This window comes from Thermogemmatispora onikobensis, from assembly GCF_001748285.1.
GTDB lineage: Bacteria > Chloroflexota > Ktedonobacteria > Ktedonobacterales > Ktedonobacteraceae > Thermogemmatispora > Thermogemmatispora onikobensis.
This window is the reverse complement of the sequence record NZ_BDGT01000012.1, coordinates 45,035-61,711: the sequence shown is the minus strand read 5'-3', so window position 1 is coordinate 61,711 and position 16,677 is coordinate 45,035. Positions and strand designations below refer to the sequence as shown.

Here is a 16,677-nt window from a genome sequence, read left to right as displayed (position 1 = left end):
CGCGCCTTCTTCTCTCCTCATCAGGCTTTGCGCCCAAGGACCAGAGCCCCCAGGATCGCCACCACGATGACCAGACTGGTCACCTCGAAGGCGAACGAGAAGCCGTGGAAGAGCGCCTGGCCGAAGGCTTGAATGTTGCCCTGCTGAGCCACCACCTGCGAGAGCGCGTCAGCGCCATGCGCGCGCGCTGCCTCGTTGAGCGGCGTACCGCTGAGCAGCAGATAGCTCAGGGCTCCCACCAGGACCAGCCCCAGCACCACCGCTACCCCCCGCTGCCATGGCAGCCGGTCCTGAAGATCGGGATCACGCGGGTCAGCGGCCAGCATCGTCACGACGAAGAGGAAGAGCACCATAATGGCGCCGGCATAGATCAAGATCTGTACAATGGCAATAAACATGGCCCCGAGCTGCAGATAGAACATGGCCAGAAAGAGCAGGGTCAAAATCAGGCTCAGGGCACTATGAACCGCGTTGCGAAAGAGAATCACACCCAGGGCCGAGGCCACGCTCGCCACGGCCAGCACAAAAAAGGAGATGATCAGCGCTACCCCGCTCATGCTTGTCTGCCCTCCTCGTCGGCCTGCAAAAACTTGCGCCGATCCTCGTCCTGCTCCTCGTTGCGTAGCAGAACCTCCGGTTGCTTTTGGGCATCGCCCAGGCCCACCGCTGCCGCGCTGGCCTCCAGGCCGTCAAAGACACGGGCCTCCTGCGGTACCGGCTGCGGGGCCTCTTCTGCAAGCGGCGGCGGATCAAACCAATAGGCCGCTGAACCCACTGTCGCTTGCCCAGGTGGCTCCAGCAGCTGCTCCTTGTGGTACACCATATCCTCGGGATAGTAGGCCGCCAGCTTGTATTCCCGCTCCAAAGTGATAGCCCCGGTCGGACAGGCGGCTTCGCAATAGCCACAGAAGATGCAGCGCAGCAGGTTGACGTCAAACACTTTTGCATAGCGCTCGCCCGGCGAGACGCGATGCTCTTCGGTGTTCTCTTCCGCCTCGATATAGATGGCATCAGCGGGACAGGCGCCCGCACAGAGGAAGCACCCGACACAGCGCTCCAGCCCGTTGGGATAGCGGTGCAAGACGTGGCGCCCGCGAAAGCGCGGCGGCAGCTCGCGCTCCTGCTCCGGGAAGGAGACTGTGGTCGGCTTACGCCCCATATTTTTGAGGGTAGTGGCTAACCCTTTGAGAATATCTAGAGACATGATTTCTCTCGCTGCCTCCGTGAGACGTGTTTGCCTCGTCTCTTCACTCTCTCACTCTCGCTCGCAGGCTTCGAAGGAGCTGCCAGACTCCTCTCCTCTTCCGCCTCCTTTTCACTTCTTCACACGCCCACTCTCTTCCTTCAGGTCTGGCAGCTCTTGAACTCCGGCGTTCGTCCTCTTTTCCTGTGCTTTCAGCAGCCTTGGCCGACTGCTCACCGCCTCGCCTCAGACCTGGACGCGGCCATCCTGCAAGAGGGCCTGCTGTCTCTCAATGCCCGCCACGGCAGCCTCACCGCCGTTGACCAGCCCCAGCTCTGGCTCGATCGTCTTCACCAGGCGCACCGAGGGCGGCAAAAGCTCGGCGCCAGCTTTGCTGACAGCAAAGCGCGTCTGGCGACTGCGCAGCCAGGTAATAGCCAGGACCGCCCCAATGATCACCAGCCCGATCAGGCCGTTGACCCACCACGGCAGACCCAGGGCCACGCAGGTCGCAGTCACTACCGCGTTCAGGACCGCCAGCGGCAGCAGGAATTGCCAGCCCAGGCGCATCAAACGGTCGTAGCGGATGCGCGGCAGCGTGGCACGCAACCAGATAAAGAGGAAGAGGAAAAAGGCCACTTTGACCGCGAAGATCACGATCGACAGCACTGGGATGCGTTCCAGCCCGAAGAAGCTCCAGCCCCCAAAGAAGAGGGTCGTCGCCACCGAGCTGACCGTGACCATATTGATGTACTCGGCCATCTGATAGAGGCTCCAGCGCAGACCGCTGTACTCCGTCAGGTAGCCGGCGGTCAGCTCCTGCTCGGCCTCCGGCAGATCGAACGGGGCGCGGTTGACCTCAGCCACGGCGGCAATGATGTAGATCAGGAAGCCGAGGGGCTGAGCCACAATAAACCAGATTCCCTGACCCTGCAGCGTCTGCTGGTGGACGATGCTGACCATGCTCAGGGTGCCGGCCCACATCAGTGTACCACTGAGGGCAAGCCCCAGGCTGGTCTCATAGGAAATCATCTGAGCCGCGCTGCGCAGCGAGCCGAGCAGCGAATAGCGGTTGCCCGAGGACCAGCCGCCGAGCACGATGCCATAAACGGCCAGCGACGAGATCGAGAGAATCCAGAGCAGGCCAACGTTGATATCGCCAACCCACGGGTCCCAGACGCTTGGGTGGCCTGGCGTCCAGCTATTGCCGATCGGCACCACGGCGAAAGCGCTGAGGGCCACCACGACCGAGATCACCGGCGCGATCAGATAGATGACTTTGTACGCCTGGGCCGGGATAATCTGCTCTTTGAAGGCCATCTTGATGGCGTCAGCCAGCGGCTGCAAGGCCCCAAAAGGGCCGGCGCGATTCGGCCCCAGGCGGCCCTGAATGCGCGCCACCACGCGCCGCTCGATCCAGGTCATGTAGGCAAAGATCGTCAACAGGATGACGATTAGAATGGCACTCTTGACAAGCGAGGCGATCACCAGCAGCCAGGTATCATTAAGCATGGGCCACCTCCACTTCGCCCGTGCGTACCCCCTGCAGGCCCAGACCGTCCCAGGTCAGTCCCCGATAGAGCGGATGCTGAGCGGCAATCTCCAGGAGCACATCCTCCGGTCCCTCATAGGGCCAGGGATGGCCCAACAGGGCCGCCAGGTCCATCAGGATCTCCCAGTCAGCCCGCGCTCCCGGCAGAGGACGCAAAGCCCGGCGAATAGCCTGCACATGGTGGTCGACATTGGTCATGCTGCCGTCCTTCTCGGCATAGGTCAGGGCCGGCAGGACCACATCGGCCTGCTGAGCCGTCTCGGTCAGCAGGATCTCCTGGACGACGATGAATTCTTTGCCCCGGCGCAGATTGCCATCGGTCAGATGGCGGGCCGGATTGGCTCCCATGATGTAGAGGGCCTTGACCGCATCGCTGCTGAGCATCTCCTGATAACTCAGGCCCTCCGGCGAGGTCGGACGATAGCCAGGCAGACTATCGGGCAGCAGGCCCATGTCGCGCGCCCCCAGCGAATTGGCATCTTCGAAGAGCGGTCCCACCCCGGCGCCAGGGCGGTCGATGTTGCCAGTCACCACTGCCAGCGCTTGCAGGTCGGGGGCCAGATTGGCACAGCCGGGGGCCAGAGTCGCCATTTCATCGTAGAGAATGAGAGCCGCGGGCGCCGCTGCGATCTCGCGCGCCAGCTCGCGCAGGGCCTCCGCCACCTCTACGCCACAAAGCGCCTCGGCCTGTCGCGTCTCCTGGGGCGTTCCCAGAACGCGGGCCCGCACCTCCTCGCGCGGGTTCCGCAGCTCCTCCTGGCGCAGAGCGGCCTCCAACAACAGGCGCGCCGCCGCTCCCGCTCCGTGCTGCGGCAGACGAATGACTCGCGTCGCCAGGCGATCCAGCTCGGTCGGGCTTTCGTTGACAACGTAAATCCTGGCTCCGGCCTTGAGCGCTTTCTTGATACGCAGGTTCAGAATGGGCTGGCGCTCGTAAGGATCGGAGGCCACCAGGACAATATGCGAGGCTCGTTCAAAGTCGGCGATGGCCGTCGTCAGCATCCAGGGACGCCCGGTGAGCGGATCGCGCAGGCCCGGGAAGAAGCCATGATGGTGATCGACGTTGGGCGTGCCCAGAGCCTCGCGCAGCAGCTTCTGGAAGAGATAGGCCTCCTCATTGGTGGTGCGCGTCGAACCGATCCCGCCGATGGCGCTGGCGCTATAACGCTCCTTGATAGTGCGCAGGCGCTCGGCGATCATTCCCAGAGCCTCACCCCAGCCCGCCGGCTCAAGGACTCCGCCCGGCTGCCGACGCACCAGCGGCGTGCGCAGACGCTGCGCATCGTTGACATAATCGAAGTCCCAGCGCCCGCGGTCGCACAGCCAGCCATCGTCAATATCATCGTTGCAGCGCGACATCTGGCGCATGATCTTGTCAACGCGCACATCGATGCGCACGTTGCAGCCTACACTGCAATTATTGCAGACACTCGGGATGCGCTTCAACTCCCAGGGGCGCCCCTTAAAGCGATATTTCGCCGAGGTCAGGGCGCCGACCGGGCAGATCTCCACAGTATTGCCTGAGAAGATCGAATCGAAGGCCTCGCCCGGGGCTGTACCAACCTCCATGCGATAGCCGCGGTTGATCATGACCAGCCCGTTATCCATCGAGACCTCGGAGCAGAAGCGCGTGCAGCGCTGGCAGAGAATGCAACGCTCGCGATCGAGCAGCACCCGGTCGCTGACCGGAATCGGCTTCGGATAATGACGCTTGCGCAGATCGAAGCGCGTCGCCCCCGGACCGTGGCGCAGGGTGAAATCCTGCAGATCGCACTCGCCGCCCTTATCACAGATCGGACAGTCCAGCGGGTGGTTAATCAGCAGGAACTCCAGTGTACCACGACGCGCCTTGAGCACCTTCTCGGTCTTCGTATGGACGACCATGCCCTCGCTGACCGGCGTCGTGCAGGCCGTCTGCGGGGGCTTGGGCATCTTCTCGATCTCGACAAAGCACATGCGGCAGGCGCCAAGGGGGGGCATCTTGGGATGATAACAATAGATAGGGATCTCGATGCCCGCCTGCTTCGCCGCCGCCCAGACCAGCGTCCCGGGGGGTACGGCCACCGGGATGCCATCGATGGTCAGATGGACAAGTCCGTCGTTTTTTGCCTCTTCAGCCATAGCTTCTTCTATCCTTCACGCGGGAACGCCGCCAATCAGCCATCGCCAGCCACACCAGGCTAGAGCGCGGCGGCAACCGGCTTGCGCGCCTTTGGTCCCACCATGCAGCATCCCTCGCGCACGTGATATTCGTACTCCTCGCGGAACAGCTTGATACTGCTCGTGATCGAAGAGGTCGCTGCATCGCCCAGCGGGCAGAACGACTTGCCGCTGATATTATCGCAAATATCCAGCAAGAGATTGATATCACTCATTTTACCGTGGCCGTGCTCGATACGCTCCAACAGCTGCACCAGCCAATAGGTGCCCTCACGGCAGGGCGTGCACTTTCCACAGGACTCATCGCGATAGAACTCGGTCATCCGCAGAACGGCATCGACGATGCAGGTATCCTCATGCATCACGATGACGCCGCCGGAGCCGAGCATTGAGCCAGCCGCCGCCACCGACTCGAAGTCCAGAGGAGTATCGATCTTATCCGCCCCCAGGATGAAGGTCGAGGAGCCGCCGGGGATCACTGCCTTGAGCTGCTTGTCGCCGAGGATACCACCGCCGTACTGCTCGTCGTAGATCAGGGTGCGCAGGGGCGTCCCCAGGGGCAGCTCATAGTTGCCCGGCTTCTTGACATGGCCGCTCAAGCAGAAGATGCGCGTCCCCTTGCTCTTCTCCGTGCCGAAGGAGGCGTACCAGTCGGCCCCGTTGCGCACAATGGCGGGCACTGTCGAGAGCGTCTCACAGTTATTGATGACCGTCGGCCCGCCGTAGAGGCCGACCGCTGCCGGGAAGGGCGGCTTGAGGCGTGGGTAGCCACGGCGCCCTTCCAGCGACTCCATCAGGGCGCTCTCCTCGCCACAGATATAGGCTCCAGCTCCGCGGTGGACGATCACGTCCAGGCTATAGCCGCTGCCCAGAATATTCTTGCCGATGTAGCCAGCGGCATAGGCTTCATCGACCGCCCGCTGCACCTGGCGGGCGGCGTAGGCCAGCTCGCCGCGCACATAGATAAAGGCCGTCGAGACGCGGCAGGCGTAGCTGGTAATGATCACCCCCTCGACCAGCTGATGAGGATTCTTCTCCATCAGCATGCGATCCTTGAAGGTGCCCGGCTCGCTTTCATCGCAGTTGCAGCACAAATAGCGCGGCTCGTTCTTGGCCAGAAAGCCCCACTTCATGCCGGTTGGGAAACCAGCCCCGCCGCGTCCGCGCAGGCCAGACTTCTTGACCAGCTCGACGATCTCCTCCGGCTGGTACTCGCGCAGCGCCTTCTCCAGGGCTTCATAGCCGCCATGCTGGCGGTAGACATCCAGGCGATCGATTCCAGGCACATCGATATTTTTCGTGATAATCAGCTCTGGCATAACACGCTTCCTTCACTCCAGCACAACATAGGCCAGCAGGCAGGTCAGTCAGCAGCCTCCGGCGCCTGCCGGGCTCCGGCCCTGGCTCTGGCCCTCAGCCTGAAACTCAGCTTCCCACTGATCCACCAGGCGATCGACCAGCTCAGGCGTCAGATTCTCGACGAATGCATCGTTGACCTGGAGCACCGGGGCCGTGCCACAGGAGGCCAGGCACTCCACCGTCAACAGGGTATAGCGGCCATCGGGACTGGTCTCGCCCCGCTTGATACCCAGACGGCGCTCGAGCTGCTCGACCAGCGCGTCGCAGCCGCGCAGGTAGCATGAAATGCTATTGCAGACTTTGATCACCTTCTTGCCGGGCGGGCGCTGATAGTACATCGTATAAAAGGTGGCGACGCTCTCGACATCGTCGACCGTCATATTCAAGACCTCCGCCACCGCCTCCAGCGCCGCGCGGGAGACGTAGCCTTCCTCCGCCTGCGCAATGTAGAGGGCCGGCATCACGGCGGAGCGGGCCACCGGATAGCGAGCTGCCAGCTCGCGCATGCGCTGCTTCGCCTGTTCTGAAATCATCGATCAACCTCACCGAGCACAATATCGATGCTCCCGATAGCGGCCACTACGTCCGAGAGCAGGTTTCCCTGGATCATCTTCGGCAGCGCCTGCAGATTCGCAAAGGACGGCGCGCGCACGTGCATGCGGTAGGGTCGGGCGGAGCCGTCGCTGACGATAAAGAAGCCCAGCTCGCCCTTGGGCGACTCCGTGCGCACATAGACCTCGCCGGCGGGCGGACGATAGCCCTCGGTGTAGAGCTTGAAGTGGTGGATCAAGGCCTCCATGCTGCCAGTGATCTGCCACTTGGGCGGCGGCGCTACCTTGGGATTGGCCACACGATAGCGACCGGGCGGCATGCCATCGAGCGCCTGATTGACGATGCGCAGGCTCTGCTCCATCTCCAGCATGCGCACCATGTAGCGGTCGTAAACGTCGCCGTTGCTGCCGACCGGGATCTCAAAGTCGAACTGCTCGTAGCCACTGTAGGGGAAGGCTTTGCGAATGTCCCAGGCGATGCCGCTGCCGCGCAGGGTCGGACCACTGGTAGCATAGGCAATGGCATCCTCCTTGCTGAGTATCGCCACCCCCCTGGTGCGCTCCAGCCAGAGCGGGTTGTTGGTCAACAGGTCGTGGTACTCGGCCAGGCGATCGGGGAAGACGCGCGTGAAGGCACGCACCTTCTCGTCGAAGCCACGGGGCAGGTCAGCCTGCAGGCCACCGGGACAGATATAGCTGGTCATCATGCGCACGCCTGAGACGTACTCGAAGACATCCAGGATCATCTCGCGCTCGCGGAAGCAGTAGAGGAAGACGCTCATCGCTCCCAGGTCGAGCGCGCTCGTGCCCAGCCAGACCAGGTGGCTGGCGATGCGCTGCAGCTCGGCCAGCAGTATTCGCGCATATTTAATTTTATCGGTGATCTCGTCTTCGATCCCCAGCAACTTCTCCACCGCCAGCGCATAGCCCAGGTTATTGCACAGCGGGGCCAGATAGTCCATGCGGTCCGTCAGCACCAGCGCCTGATGATAGGACTTCGACTCAGCGGTCTTCTCGATGCCGGTATGCAGATAGCCGATGTCCGGCTCGGCCTTGACCACGGTCTCGCCCTCGATGGTCAGCAGCAGGCGGAGCACCCCGTGGGTACTCGGGTGCTGCGGCCCCATATTGATGGTCATGGTATCCTGGCGCTGACCGCTCTCGGTTACCTGGCCTTCTTCGATGGTATAGCGCGTTTCTAGCTCCTGTTGCATAAGCAAGCCCTCATCGCTGCATGTCAGCCGTTGCACTTCCAAAGCGAGCGGATCAACCAGCCCCAGCAGGTCCCAGCCCTGCTCTGGTCGCCTTGCGCCTGCCAGCTCAGCCTCTCCGAGAGAGACGCGGCAGAGTATGGTCTGCTGCTCCCCGCTGCTCCGCTCCTGGCGCTTCTACGGCCCTGGTCGGCCAGGGCTGCTGCCTCCTTCCCTCCCTCCTGCACCTGTTGCCTCCGCGTCCGTTCAGGTGGTAGGTCTGGCGCTGCGCAGAGACTCGCGCCTTGATCTTGTCTGTGCTCCAGTAGGAGTAAGCAGCGTGTACAGACCAGACCGACAGAGGGAGCGCGAGTCTGAGCAGGTCAGGCAAAGGCAGCTGGTCAAGTGCTCAGCTCACGCTCGCGGGGTACCCGGCTCTGGGTTGGTAGTAAAGGCGCTGCGACTCTCGTTCAGCTCGCGGCCCTGGGGGGTACGGAGGGTCTGGCGGCCAACGCCGGGGTCCACGTCATAGGGAACCTGACCGCCCCAGTGTGGCTCAGGCAGATCGAAGCCGGTCAGCGGATAATCCTTGCGCAACGGGTGAGTGGTCCAGTTGCTCGGCATCAGAATGCGGCGCAGGTCGGGATGATGAGTAAAAATGATGCCAAACAGATCATAGACCTCGCGCTCATACCAGTTAGCCGCCGGCCAGACGCCGGTCACCGATGGCACCTGCGGGTGCTCCTCGCGCTTGCCACCCACGCGCACCTTGAGCGCGAGCGTGCTGCGCCGCGGCAGCGAGAGCAACTGATACACCACATCGTAGCGGGGCACGCGCTCCAGCCAGTCGACAGCGGTGATCGTTGAGAGAAAGGTATAGTGATGGTGCCGCTTAAGATAGTCACAAACAGCGACCAGGTGCTCGGTGGTCAGGACAACCGTCAGCTCACCACGGTGCTCGACGGTTTCCACCACCGCCTGGGGGAAACGCTCGCGTAGGGCTGCTACGGCAGCCTCGGCAAATGTATCCATGATTGTTCTTTCTTTCGCCTCGCTTTCCCCGCGCTGCTCCCATGCTCCCAGTCCCCCCGCTCTGCACGCCTTGCTCTCTCCCTCTTCTCGCCCGCCCTCCGTCGCGGTGGCCACCCAACCCACCCCAACCTAACCCCAGCCCGACGGGCGAGCAGCAAGTGAAGAACGAGCCAGGAAGGAGGGGTCTGCTCGCTCTCAGCCTGGCCGCTCCTCGCTGGGGCCAGGCAGTTTCAGGCCGCTCTCCTTGAGCGGGTCGGGCGGATTCGGGATGCCTTCGCGAATCTTACGCTGCAGCTCGTTAAAACCATAGAGGAGCATATCGGGTGTGGGCGGACAGCCCGGGATGTAGACATCGACCGGGACGATCTTATCCACACCCTGGACGATCGCATAGTTGTTGAAGACGCCGCCACAGGAAGCACAGGCCCCCATTGCAATAACCCACTTCGGCTCGGGCATCTGATCATAGATCTGGCGCAGCACAGGGGCCATCTTGATCGAGCAGCGGCCCGCTACAATCATCAGGTCGGCCTGGCGCGGCGAGGCCCGATAGACCTCAGCCCCGAAACGCGCGATGTCAAAACGGTCGGCACTGGTGGCCATCATCTCAATAGCACAACAGGCCAGACCAAAGAGCGCCGGCCAGAGCGATGAGCTTCGCCCCCACTCGATAAGCTTGCTGACCTGCGTCGTCAAGATGCCAAATTCGCCAGTGCGCATCGGCAACTGGCGCGGACGACGCGGCGTCTGCGTGTTGGAAAAGGTCTGTACCGGTTCCCAGGGATTGGTTACTCCCATGTGAATGCCCCTTTTCGCCAGACGTAAACGTAGCCGATCATCAGGATCACGAAGAAGATGAGCAGCTCGATCAGCCCCAGGGTCTTCAGCTGATCCTTCAGGAGAACGGCCAGGGGATACAATGAGACAATTTCAATATCAAAGGCAATAAAAAGCATCCCTGTCAGGAGATATTTGACAGGAAAGCGCCGCTTCGGCGCCTGAATCTCCTGGATGCCACATTCATAGGGCGCCAGCTTCTCCGGTGTCGGCTTCTTCGGCCCCAGAATCGCTGTCACCGCCATGACCAGCAGGCCAAAGAGGAGCGCCAGCGCCACCATGAGAAAAATGGGGAGAGGACCGCTCATCGTGGATATCCTTTATTTTCGGTAAATACTCTGCGCGTTGATACGGGTACCGGCGCTGGTACCTGGTGTCATTTATACACTACTTCAGTTTGTATGGTAGCACAGCATGTCCAGGCTGTCAAACACTTGCACCAGTCCTCACCGACCGGCTACGCTGGGCCTGTCTCCACCGCCCTTCCCCTCCATTGCTATGATGACAGAAGCAACAATAAGCGAATGGAAAGACTTTTTTCTCTTGATCAGGGAAAGAGGGAAGCGACGAGAGGCGAGGAAAAGGAGAAAAAGGTGGGACCGTGGCCTGGCCGCCGCCTCGCTGCGACGGCCCCCGCGGTCCCAGCTCTGGATACAGGAGGGACGTGTGTTAGCAGTTTGTCTGGCTTTATTTTTCGATGGGCACGCCGATCAGGCTCCCCCACTCGGTCCAGGAGCCATCGTAGTTGCGCACGTTGGGATAGCCCAGCAGATAGCGCAGGGCAAACCAGGTGTGACTGCTACGCTCGCCAATGCGGCAGTAGGCAATCACTTCTTTGTCGCCGGTGATCCCTTGACCCTCGTAGATGGCACGCAGTTCATCCGCAGACTTGAAGGTTCCGTCCTCGCGCACGGCACTGGCCCAGGGGACGTTCTTGGCGCCAGGAATGTGGCCACCTCGCTGGGCCCCTTCTTGCGGCAGGTTGGGGGGCGCCAGCAGCTCACCTTTGTATTCACCCGGCGAACGCACGTCAACCAGGGCCACCTGGCTGTTCCCCAGCTTGCTCAGGACTTCGTCGCGGAACGCTCGAACTTCGCGGTGCGGCTCCTCAGCACGATACTCAGTACGCGGGTAGCTTGGCACCTCGGTGGTCAGGGGCCGCTTGTCAGCTACCCACTTGGCTCGCCCTCCATCAAGCAGACGCACATCTTGATGGCCGTAGTATTTGAGCAGCCAGAAAGCCCAGGCGGCAAACCAGTTGTTGTTGTCTCCGTAAAGAACAACGGTGGTGTCATTGCTGACCCCCGACCGGCTGAGCAACTCCTCTAGCTGCTCCTTGCTGATAGGAGCACGAACAACCTGGTCCTGTAGCTCCTTCTGCCAGTTGAAGCCAATGGCCCCAGGAATATGACCCTGCTCATAAGCGCTGGTGTCAACATCCACTTCAATGAGACGCACTTTGGGATCGTTGAGATGCGCCTCAACCCAGTCAGCATCTACCAGGACTTCAGGATGGGCATAGCCTTTGTTTTCTGCCATCAATCTCCTCCGTGTTGCTGCCTGAAATATTTTTGATTTTGTTGAGCGACATACTCAACAAAGTCTCTTCTCTTATTAGTAACGGTCAAGGTGACCAGTTTTATTCCACCTAAGAGCAGAATCTGTTGCACCGGGGAGAAAGAGCTGGCGAGAGGGGGGAGGCTCTCAGAAAGTGGGAAGGAAGCAGCAGAAGGCACTCAGGGACCAGAGCGGGGCCAAACCAGGCAGGAGAGGAGCGGGGCTCCGGAGGCGCTGGCAGCAGACTCCAGGCGTCCTGGCTCCTCTCTCCTGGCCAGTGATGAGCGTCCTTTCTTCAGGTGAGCAGCACTTTGAGCAAAGTACCGGTGGCAATCGAGCCGTCGGCCTGGCTCGGTGTGAAGAGCATCAGCAGGCCCTCCTGGGCTCCGGCGCTGAAATCGGTCGTGTAGGTGAGGCTGGTCGAGAAGGTCGTGGAGCCGTTGCCGCTGGCACCGCGCACCTGGGCCTGGCCAACCTGGTTGTAGAGATGGTCTAGCAGGCGCAGGCTGCCGATGACGCCCTCAAAGGCGTTGCCCCTCCCCGTGACGGTCGTGGGACTGTGCAGCCGGGCCAGGGCGGCAGGAGCGCTGATAGTGAGCGTGGGGCTGCTGACTTCGGTCACTTCCCAGATGCCCCCGTTGGTGTTGGATTCCAGCCGGCTCATGCTGATGCGGATGGTGCTCCCACCAGGATGGGGACTCTTGACCTCGACGACGGCGTTGAGATCGTGCTGGCCTCCGCCACTGATGAGGCGAGCCGGGGCGTCCGCTCCCCAGTTGAAGAGGGTCGATGAGGCGGCCAGCGCCTGAGCCACTTTGACGGCATCGAGCTTCCAGGGATCATGCCCCTGGTTGACCGCAGCCTGATCCGCTTCGGCCTGATAGCGCGTCAGATCGGGGAAGAAGCCCGGAAAGGCAATCTGGACCAGGGTTTGTTGGGCGTCCGACCACTTGAATTCCCGGAAGAGGTCACGCTGGTAGTTGGCAGAGCTGCGCCCCCGGTTGAGAGCCGAGTTCTGATCAACCTCAGCAGTGAGCACGGTGTTGTAGCCGCTGATGACAGCATCACCGTCATAGAGGTTGAGCAGTTGAAAGATCTGCTGGGGGTCGGGATTGGTGATGTTGCTGTAGACGTGGACGTCTACAGCATGCCCTCCCTGATGAGCTACGGTAACCAGGGCCTGCAAGGCCGGTGTGCCCATAAGGTTGCCACATTGGACACGCGCAACGCTGGTGACGCCAGCAACGGCGTGGACAATGCCACTCCAGTAGGCCAGCGACTGGACCGCCGTGGGACAGGGCCGGGGTCCAAGAAGCACAACCGGCGAGGCTGTGGGGGTGACGCTCCCCGCTGCCGGCGTCCCGGCTCCTGCAGTCGGCGTGGCCTGACTTCCCCCCCCAAAAGGAGAGGCGCAGGCCGCCAAGCTGAGACAGAGCAAGAGCACCATGACGCTTAAGGTGGTGCTTCGTTGACGATGAGACCAGGATGATTGCTTCGGATCTCTGGGCCGCTTGGTGGGCAGACAAAAGCGGTTCAGCATGGGCTTTCTCCTCGTGTAAGGGACTGCGCTCGTCCCCACTGCAGGATTAGCATAACATGGCTCGGCAAGAACCGCTGTGAGGTAGCTCATATGAACCATGTGAAGCTCAGCAACATCGAAACTATAACCTGCCTCTGCTGGTCAGCCACCCCGCTGGCTGCTCACCCTCGCCCGTTCGCTCGCTCCCTCCTTCGACGCTCTTCTCCGGTACCTTTCTCCTAACGTTTGCTTCCTCCATCTAATTACAGCCAAAATAGCGCTCCATAATAAGTTGAGAAGCTCGCTCCCAGAAGGCCACTGAAGCCAGAAGCGCAGAGCCGTGACCACACTAATAAAAAGATTGCTTCTCGCTCTTTTGTTCACCATCGAACCGCCGCTTGAAAACGCACTGTAAAAAACCCTCCGTCTGCTATAGGATTCTCCCATCCAAGCTTTTACTTGTCGTTTTCATGTGACAACAATGCAACTCACAATGTGAATAGCATTGTTGTCGGAGAGGAGTATATGATATCGAGTCCGAACATACGTTCAGGTCAATTTTGCCACAGGGCTGCACTTTTCCTTAAATACAGCCACTCACTATCTTTATGTATTTACACAATTATCACCTCCATACAGGAGGAAAAGATGGAAGACACCGCAGCAATCAAGCTCTTTGGACAAAGGTTGAAGCAGAAACGCCAGGAGCGCGGCCTCACACGCGATGAGCTTATCGATCAAATGGACAGGCTCGCCAACGAAGGCAACCAGGGCTGGAAGGCGCCAGACATCAGCACCGTGGCCCGCTGGGAGCGGGGAGAGCAATGCCCTCGGGTAGTGCCCAATCTCTGGCTGGTCTGCCAGGTGCTCCAGGTGACGCCGGAAGAGCTGGGCTATCCCAAGCCCATCAAGTACTGGCCTGGCGATTCTTGTTGACCAGAAGAAAGCGGGAAGGGGGTCGTATGGCCCCTTCCCGCTGAGAGTGTGGGGAGCGTCCTGGGGGATCGGATCGATTCGGGCTGGTCGAGAGACACGGGAGGCACAGGCTGAGGAGAGGAGAGAAGTGGCAGCGGCTCACCGGACACTTCGGACGCTCCCCCTCTCTACTTTTTAGTATCGGCTCATCTTCTTATTACAATAGGGCCATTCTTATCGATTTTCTTCTCTGAGCCAGGAGAAAGTTAGTATTGTACATCATATCATATTCATCTTCTGGGCCTTTCTTGTAAGAGGCACTGCTCGCAACCAGCTGGACCGATGTTTTGTGCCGTGCCGAACTCCACGAGACAGAACGCTTGCAGAAGAGCAGACCTTCGCCTATACTAGCTACAGCTATGTTGACCGCTACGTTTGAGGCTGATCTCGCAGGCCAGCCTGGCCGGCGTTCGTCATCAGAACAGGGAAGCCACTTTCACCTCCAGCTCACACTGCACGCGGAGGCTGGCCGTACCACCGTCTTACTCGGCGAGAGTGGGGCAGGCAAATCGACGGTGCTGCGCCTGCTGGCCGGCCTGTTGCGCCCTACCTACGGGCAGATGACCCTTGACGGCATCTGCTACTTTGATAGCGAGCGTGCTCTCTTCGTCCCTCCCCAGGAGCGGCCCATCGGCTACGTCTTCCAGGATTACCTGCTCTTCCCGCACCTGACGGTCTTCGAAAACATCGCCTTCGGCCTGCGAGCCCAGGGCCTGCGTGGACAGGAAGTGCGTCGGCGCACAGAGGCCGCCATCGAGCAGATGCGCCTCAGCGGTCTGGCCGCGCGCCGTCCAGCCCAACTCTCGGGTGGACAGCAACAGCGCGTTGCGCTGGCTCGCGCCCTCGTGCTGCAGCCCCGCTTGCTCTTGCTCGACGAACCGCTGGCCGCCCTCGATGTGCAGACTCAGCGCGAGGTGCGCCAGGAACTGCGCCGCCTGCTGGGCGAGATTGGGATTACAACCATCTTTGTGACCCATAGCCACCTGGAGGCGCTGCTCTTCGGCGATCAAATTGTGGTCCTTGACAACGGCCAGGTGATCCAGCAGGGCAGTCGACGCGAGCTGTTGGAGCGTCCTCGCTCGGCCTACATCGCTGAGCTGGTGGGACTGAATTTCTGGCGCGGGCAAGTGGTGGCCCGCGAGGCCAGCGCCCTCTGTACTCTGGCCATCAGCGGCAGCAGCCGCCCCTTGCTGGTGAGCGCCTCCCTGGACGAGGACGCAATAGCGGACCCTGGCAATGCGCACGAGGCCTGCGTGGTCATCGACCCCCGCAGCATCACGCTCTACCCCGCGCCACCCGAAGGCTCGGCCCGCAATGTCTTCGCCGGCGAGATCGTGCAGATCTTACCACTGAGCGCCAGCCATAGCCCGGCTCACGATGGGCGCGTGCGTGTGAGCATCAAGATCGATCCCGCTCTCCCCCCTCTGACCGCTGAGATCACGGAAGAGTCGCTCCAGCGCCTGACACTGCACGAGGGCCGCCAGATCTACGCCAGCTTCAAAGCCACCGAGGCCCGCGCCTATCTGTGATCTGCACAGTCGAGAGCGCCAGAGAACACCCCCCGCACTGCCTTCCTTCCCCCAGGCTCTCAACCACCCCCCCACGCCTGAAACGCTCCCCCCTCCCCGTTCGTTGATAATCCAGGTTCTTCTTGCCCCCTGGCTTCTGCATAAATAGTCGGCCTATCATCTATAGTCTTCCCATCATTCTTACGCACGCTTGCTTTAACACTACAATAGCCAGTTTTGGCTATGTTTCAAAGAGTATTTGCATGTTCCAATTTAGCTCATGCTATCATATGCGTGTTCCCGCGCCGCTCGGCTGCCGCTTACAGGGAGCATCTTTGCGGCTCGAGGGAACGCCAGAGCTTCTGGCGGGTTGCTGAGCGGGCCGATCTGGCCTGGCCGCTTTTGCCACCCTGGTGGGGGGCAAAGCGCGAGGGTAGTCGCTCAGCACAGCTATCTTGCCTGTCGGAGGCCGCTGTTTGGGGAGACTTGTAGGTTTAGTCAGAAGGGGTTACATGCAGTTACTACATACGGACGTTCGTAAGTGCGAACAGCAGAACAAGGGAGGTCGTCTCTTCAAGAAGTTTGCCGCCAGCCTCATGCTGGCCCTGGCGCTGGCCGGCGCCCTGTTTACCCTGAGCAGCCAGGGGGCCCACGCTCAGGCTGCCGGTGGCTGCTACACTGTCGTCTCGGGCGACACCTTGAGTGGCATCGCCCAGCGTTACGGGACCAGCTGGGAGACGCTGGCTTCCTATAATCACATTGCCAACCCGAACCTGATTTTCCCGGGGCAGCAAGTGTGCATTCCCGGTCAGGGGAATAGCAGCGCGACCTCGGTGAGTGTCCAGAGCCAGCCGGCTCAGAGCAGCGCGGCCTCGACCGCCTCTCAGAGCGTGAGTGGCTCGATTCCGCAGATGATCTATCAGGTTTTCGGTTCCTATGGGGCGCAGGCCCTGAGCGTCGCCCAGTGTGAGTCGAGCCTGAACCCGTATGCGACCAACAGCTCATCGGGAGCGGCAGGTCTCTTCCAGTTCCTGCCGAGCACCTGGGCCACCACCTCCCAGGCGGCCTACTCGCCCTACAATGCGGCGGCCAACATTCGTGCCGCTTACGAGGTCTTTGCCCGTGACGGGTTCACCTGGCGTGAATGGTCCTGCCAGCCCTAGTTTGGTCCAGGCCGACGCCTCACTCAGCTCGACAGGCAGCGCGATAGGCTGCATAGCATAGCTATAAGAGAAGACCTGGAGGCCCTACCGT

General features: G+C 61.1%; 13 protein-coding genes and 2 pseudogenes. 3 read left to right on the top strand and 12 right to left on the bottom strand.

Annotated features, from left to right (window positions below):
- Positions 1–20: 20 nt before the first annotated feature.
- The 12 genes and pseudogenes from BGC09_RS07560 to BGC09_RS07505 form a co-directional block, all read right to left on the bottom strand.
- Positions 21–557: an NADH-quinone oxidoreductase subunit J family protein gene (locus BGC09_RS07560; protein WP_069803279.1), complete on the bottom strand. Its 537-nt coding sequence runs from the start codon at positions 555–557 to the stop codon at positions 21–23.
- A pseudogene (gene nuoI, locus BGC09_RS07555) lies at positions 554–1,210 on the bottom strand (NADH-quinone oxidoreductase subunit NuoI); the annotation flags it as partial. The pseudogene nuoI and the gene BGC09_RS07560, both read right to left, overlap by 4 nt.
- Before the next feature lie 219 nt (positions 1,211–1,429).
- Complete coding sequence (nuoH, locus tag BGC09_RS07550) at positions 1,430–2,695, bottom strand: NADH-quinone oxidoreductase subunit NuoH (RefSeq protein ID WP_069803277.1); 1,266 nt, start codon at positions 2,693–2,695, stop codon at positions 1,430–1,432.
- Entirely contained in the window at positions 2,688–4,856 is a 2,169-nt protein-coding gene (gene nuoG / locus BGC09_RS07545; RefSeq protein WP_069803276.1) for an NADH-quinone oxidoreductase subunit NuoG, read from the bottom strand. The genes nuoH and nuoG overlap by 8 nt, the downstream gene beginning before the upstream one ends.
- Before the next feature lie 59 nt (positions 4,857–4,915).
- Positions 4,916–6,214 carry an NADH-quinone oxidoreductase subunit NuoF gene (gene nuoF, locus BGC09_RS07540; protein WP_069803275.1) on the bottom strand — a complete coding sequence of 433 codons (1,299 nt, stop codon included), beginning with the start codon at positions 6,212–6,214 and terminating at the stop codon, positions 4,916–4,918.
- A 48-nt stretch (positions 6,215–6,262) separates the two neighbouring features.
- The gene (nuoE, locus tag BGC09_RS07535) at positions 6,263–6,787 is read right to left on the bottom strand and encodes an NADH-quinone oxidoreductase subunit NuoE (RefSeq protein WP_069803274.1); all 525 of its coding nucleotides are present in this window, start codon (positions 6,785–6,787) and stop codon (positions 6,263–6,265) included.
- The gene (gene nuoD / locus BGC09_RS07530) at positions 6,784–7,944 is read right to left on the bottom strand and encodes an NADH dehydrogenase (quinone) subunit D (protein WP_369695677.1); all 1,161 of its coding nucleotides are present in this window, start codon (positions 7,942–7,944) and stop codon (positions 6,784–6,786) included. Before nuoD ends, nuoE begins: the two co-directional genes overlap by 4 nt.
- A gap of 465 nt (positions 7,945–8,409) precedes the next feature.
- Positions 8,410–9,027, bottom strand: a complete 618-nt coding sequence (locus BGC09_RS07525; RefSeq protein WP_069803272.1) for an NADH-quinone oxidoreductase subunit C — start codon at positions 9,025–9,027, stop codon at positions 8,410–8,412.
- Between the two features lie 311 nt (positions 9,028–9,338).
- Positions 9,339–9,747 (bottom strand): annotated as a pseudogene (locus tag BGC09_RS07520) (NADH-quinone oxidoreductase subunit B); the annotation flags it as partial.
- Positions 9,748–9,815: 68 nt separating this feature from the next.
- Positions 9,816–10,172: an NADH-quinone oxidoreductase subunit A gene (locus BGC09_RS07515; protein WP_069803270.1), complete on the bottom strand. Its 357-nt coding sequence runs from the start codon at positions 10,170–10,172 to the stop codon at positions 9,816–9,818.
- Between the two features lie 379 nt (positions 10,173–10,551).
- Positions 10,552–11,403: a sulfurtransferase gene (locus tag BGC09_RS07510; protein ID WP_069803269.1), complete on the bottom strand. Its 852-nt coding sequence runs from the start codon at positions 11,401–11,403 to the stop codon at positions 10,552–10,554.
- 313 nt (positions 11,404–11,716) lie between these two features.
- Entirely contained in the window at positions 11,717–12,961 is a 1,245-nt protein-coding gene (locus BGC09_RS07505) for a Gmad2 immunoglobulin-like domain-containing protein (protein ID WP_069803268.1), read from the bottom strand.
- Between the two features lie 627 nt (positions 12,962–13,588).
- Between BGC09_RS07505 and BGC09_RS07500 the strand changes: the two genes are divergently transcribed.
- The 3 genes from BGC09_RS07500 to BGC09_RS07490 all read left to right on the top strand — a co-directional run bounded on the left by BGC09_RS07500 (position 13,589) and on the right by BGC09_RS07490 (position 16,586).
- Positions 13,589–13,876: a helix-turn-helix domain-containing protein gene (locus BGC09_RS07500; RefSeq protein WP_069803267.1), complete on the top strand. Its 288-nt coding sequence runs from the start codon at positions 13,589–13,591 to the stop codon at positions 13,874–13,876.
- Positions 13,877–14,274: 398 nt separating this feature from the next.
- Positions 14,275–15,444 carry an ABC transporter ATP-binding protein gene (locus BGC09_RS07495; RefSeq protein WP_084658113.1) on the top strand — a complete coding sequence of 390 codons (1,170 nt, stop codon included), beginning with the start codon at positions 14,275–14,277 and terminating at the stop codon, positions 15,442–15,444.
- Between the two features lie 491 nt (positions 15,445–15,935).
- The gene (locus BGC09_RS07490; RefSeq protein ID WP_069803266.1) at positions 15,936–16,586 is read left to right on the top strand and encodes a LysM peptidoglycan-binding domain-containing protein; all 651 of its coding nucleotides are present in this window, start codon (positions 15,936–15,938) and stop codon (positions 16,584–16,586) included.
- Positions 16,587–16,677: the final 91 nt, after the last annotated feature.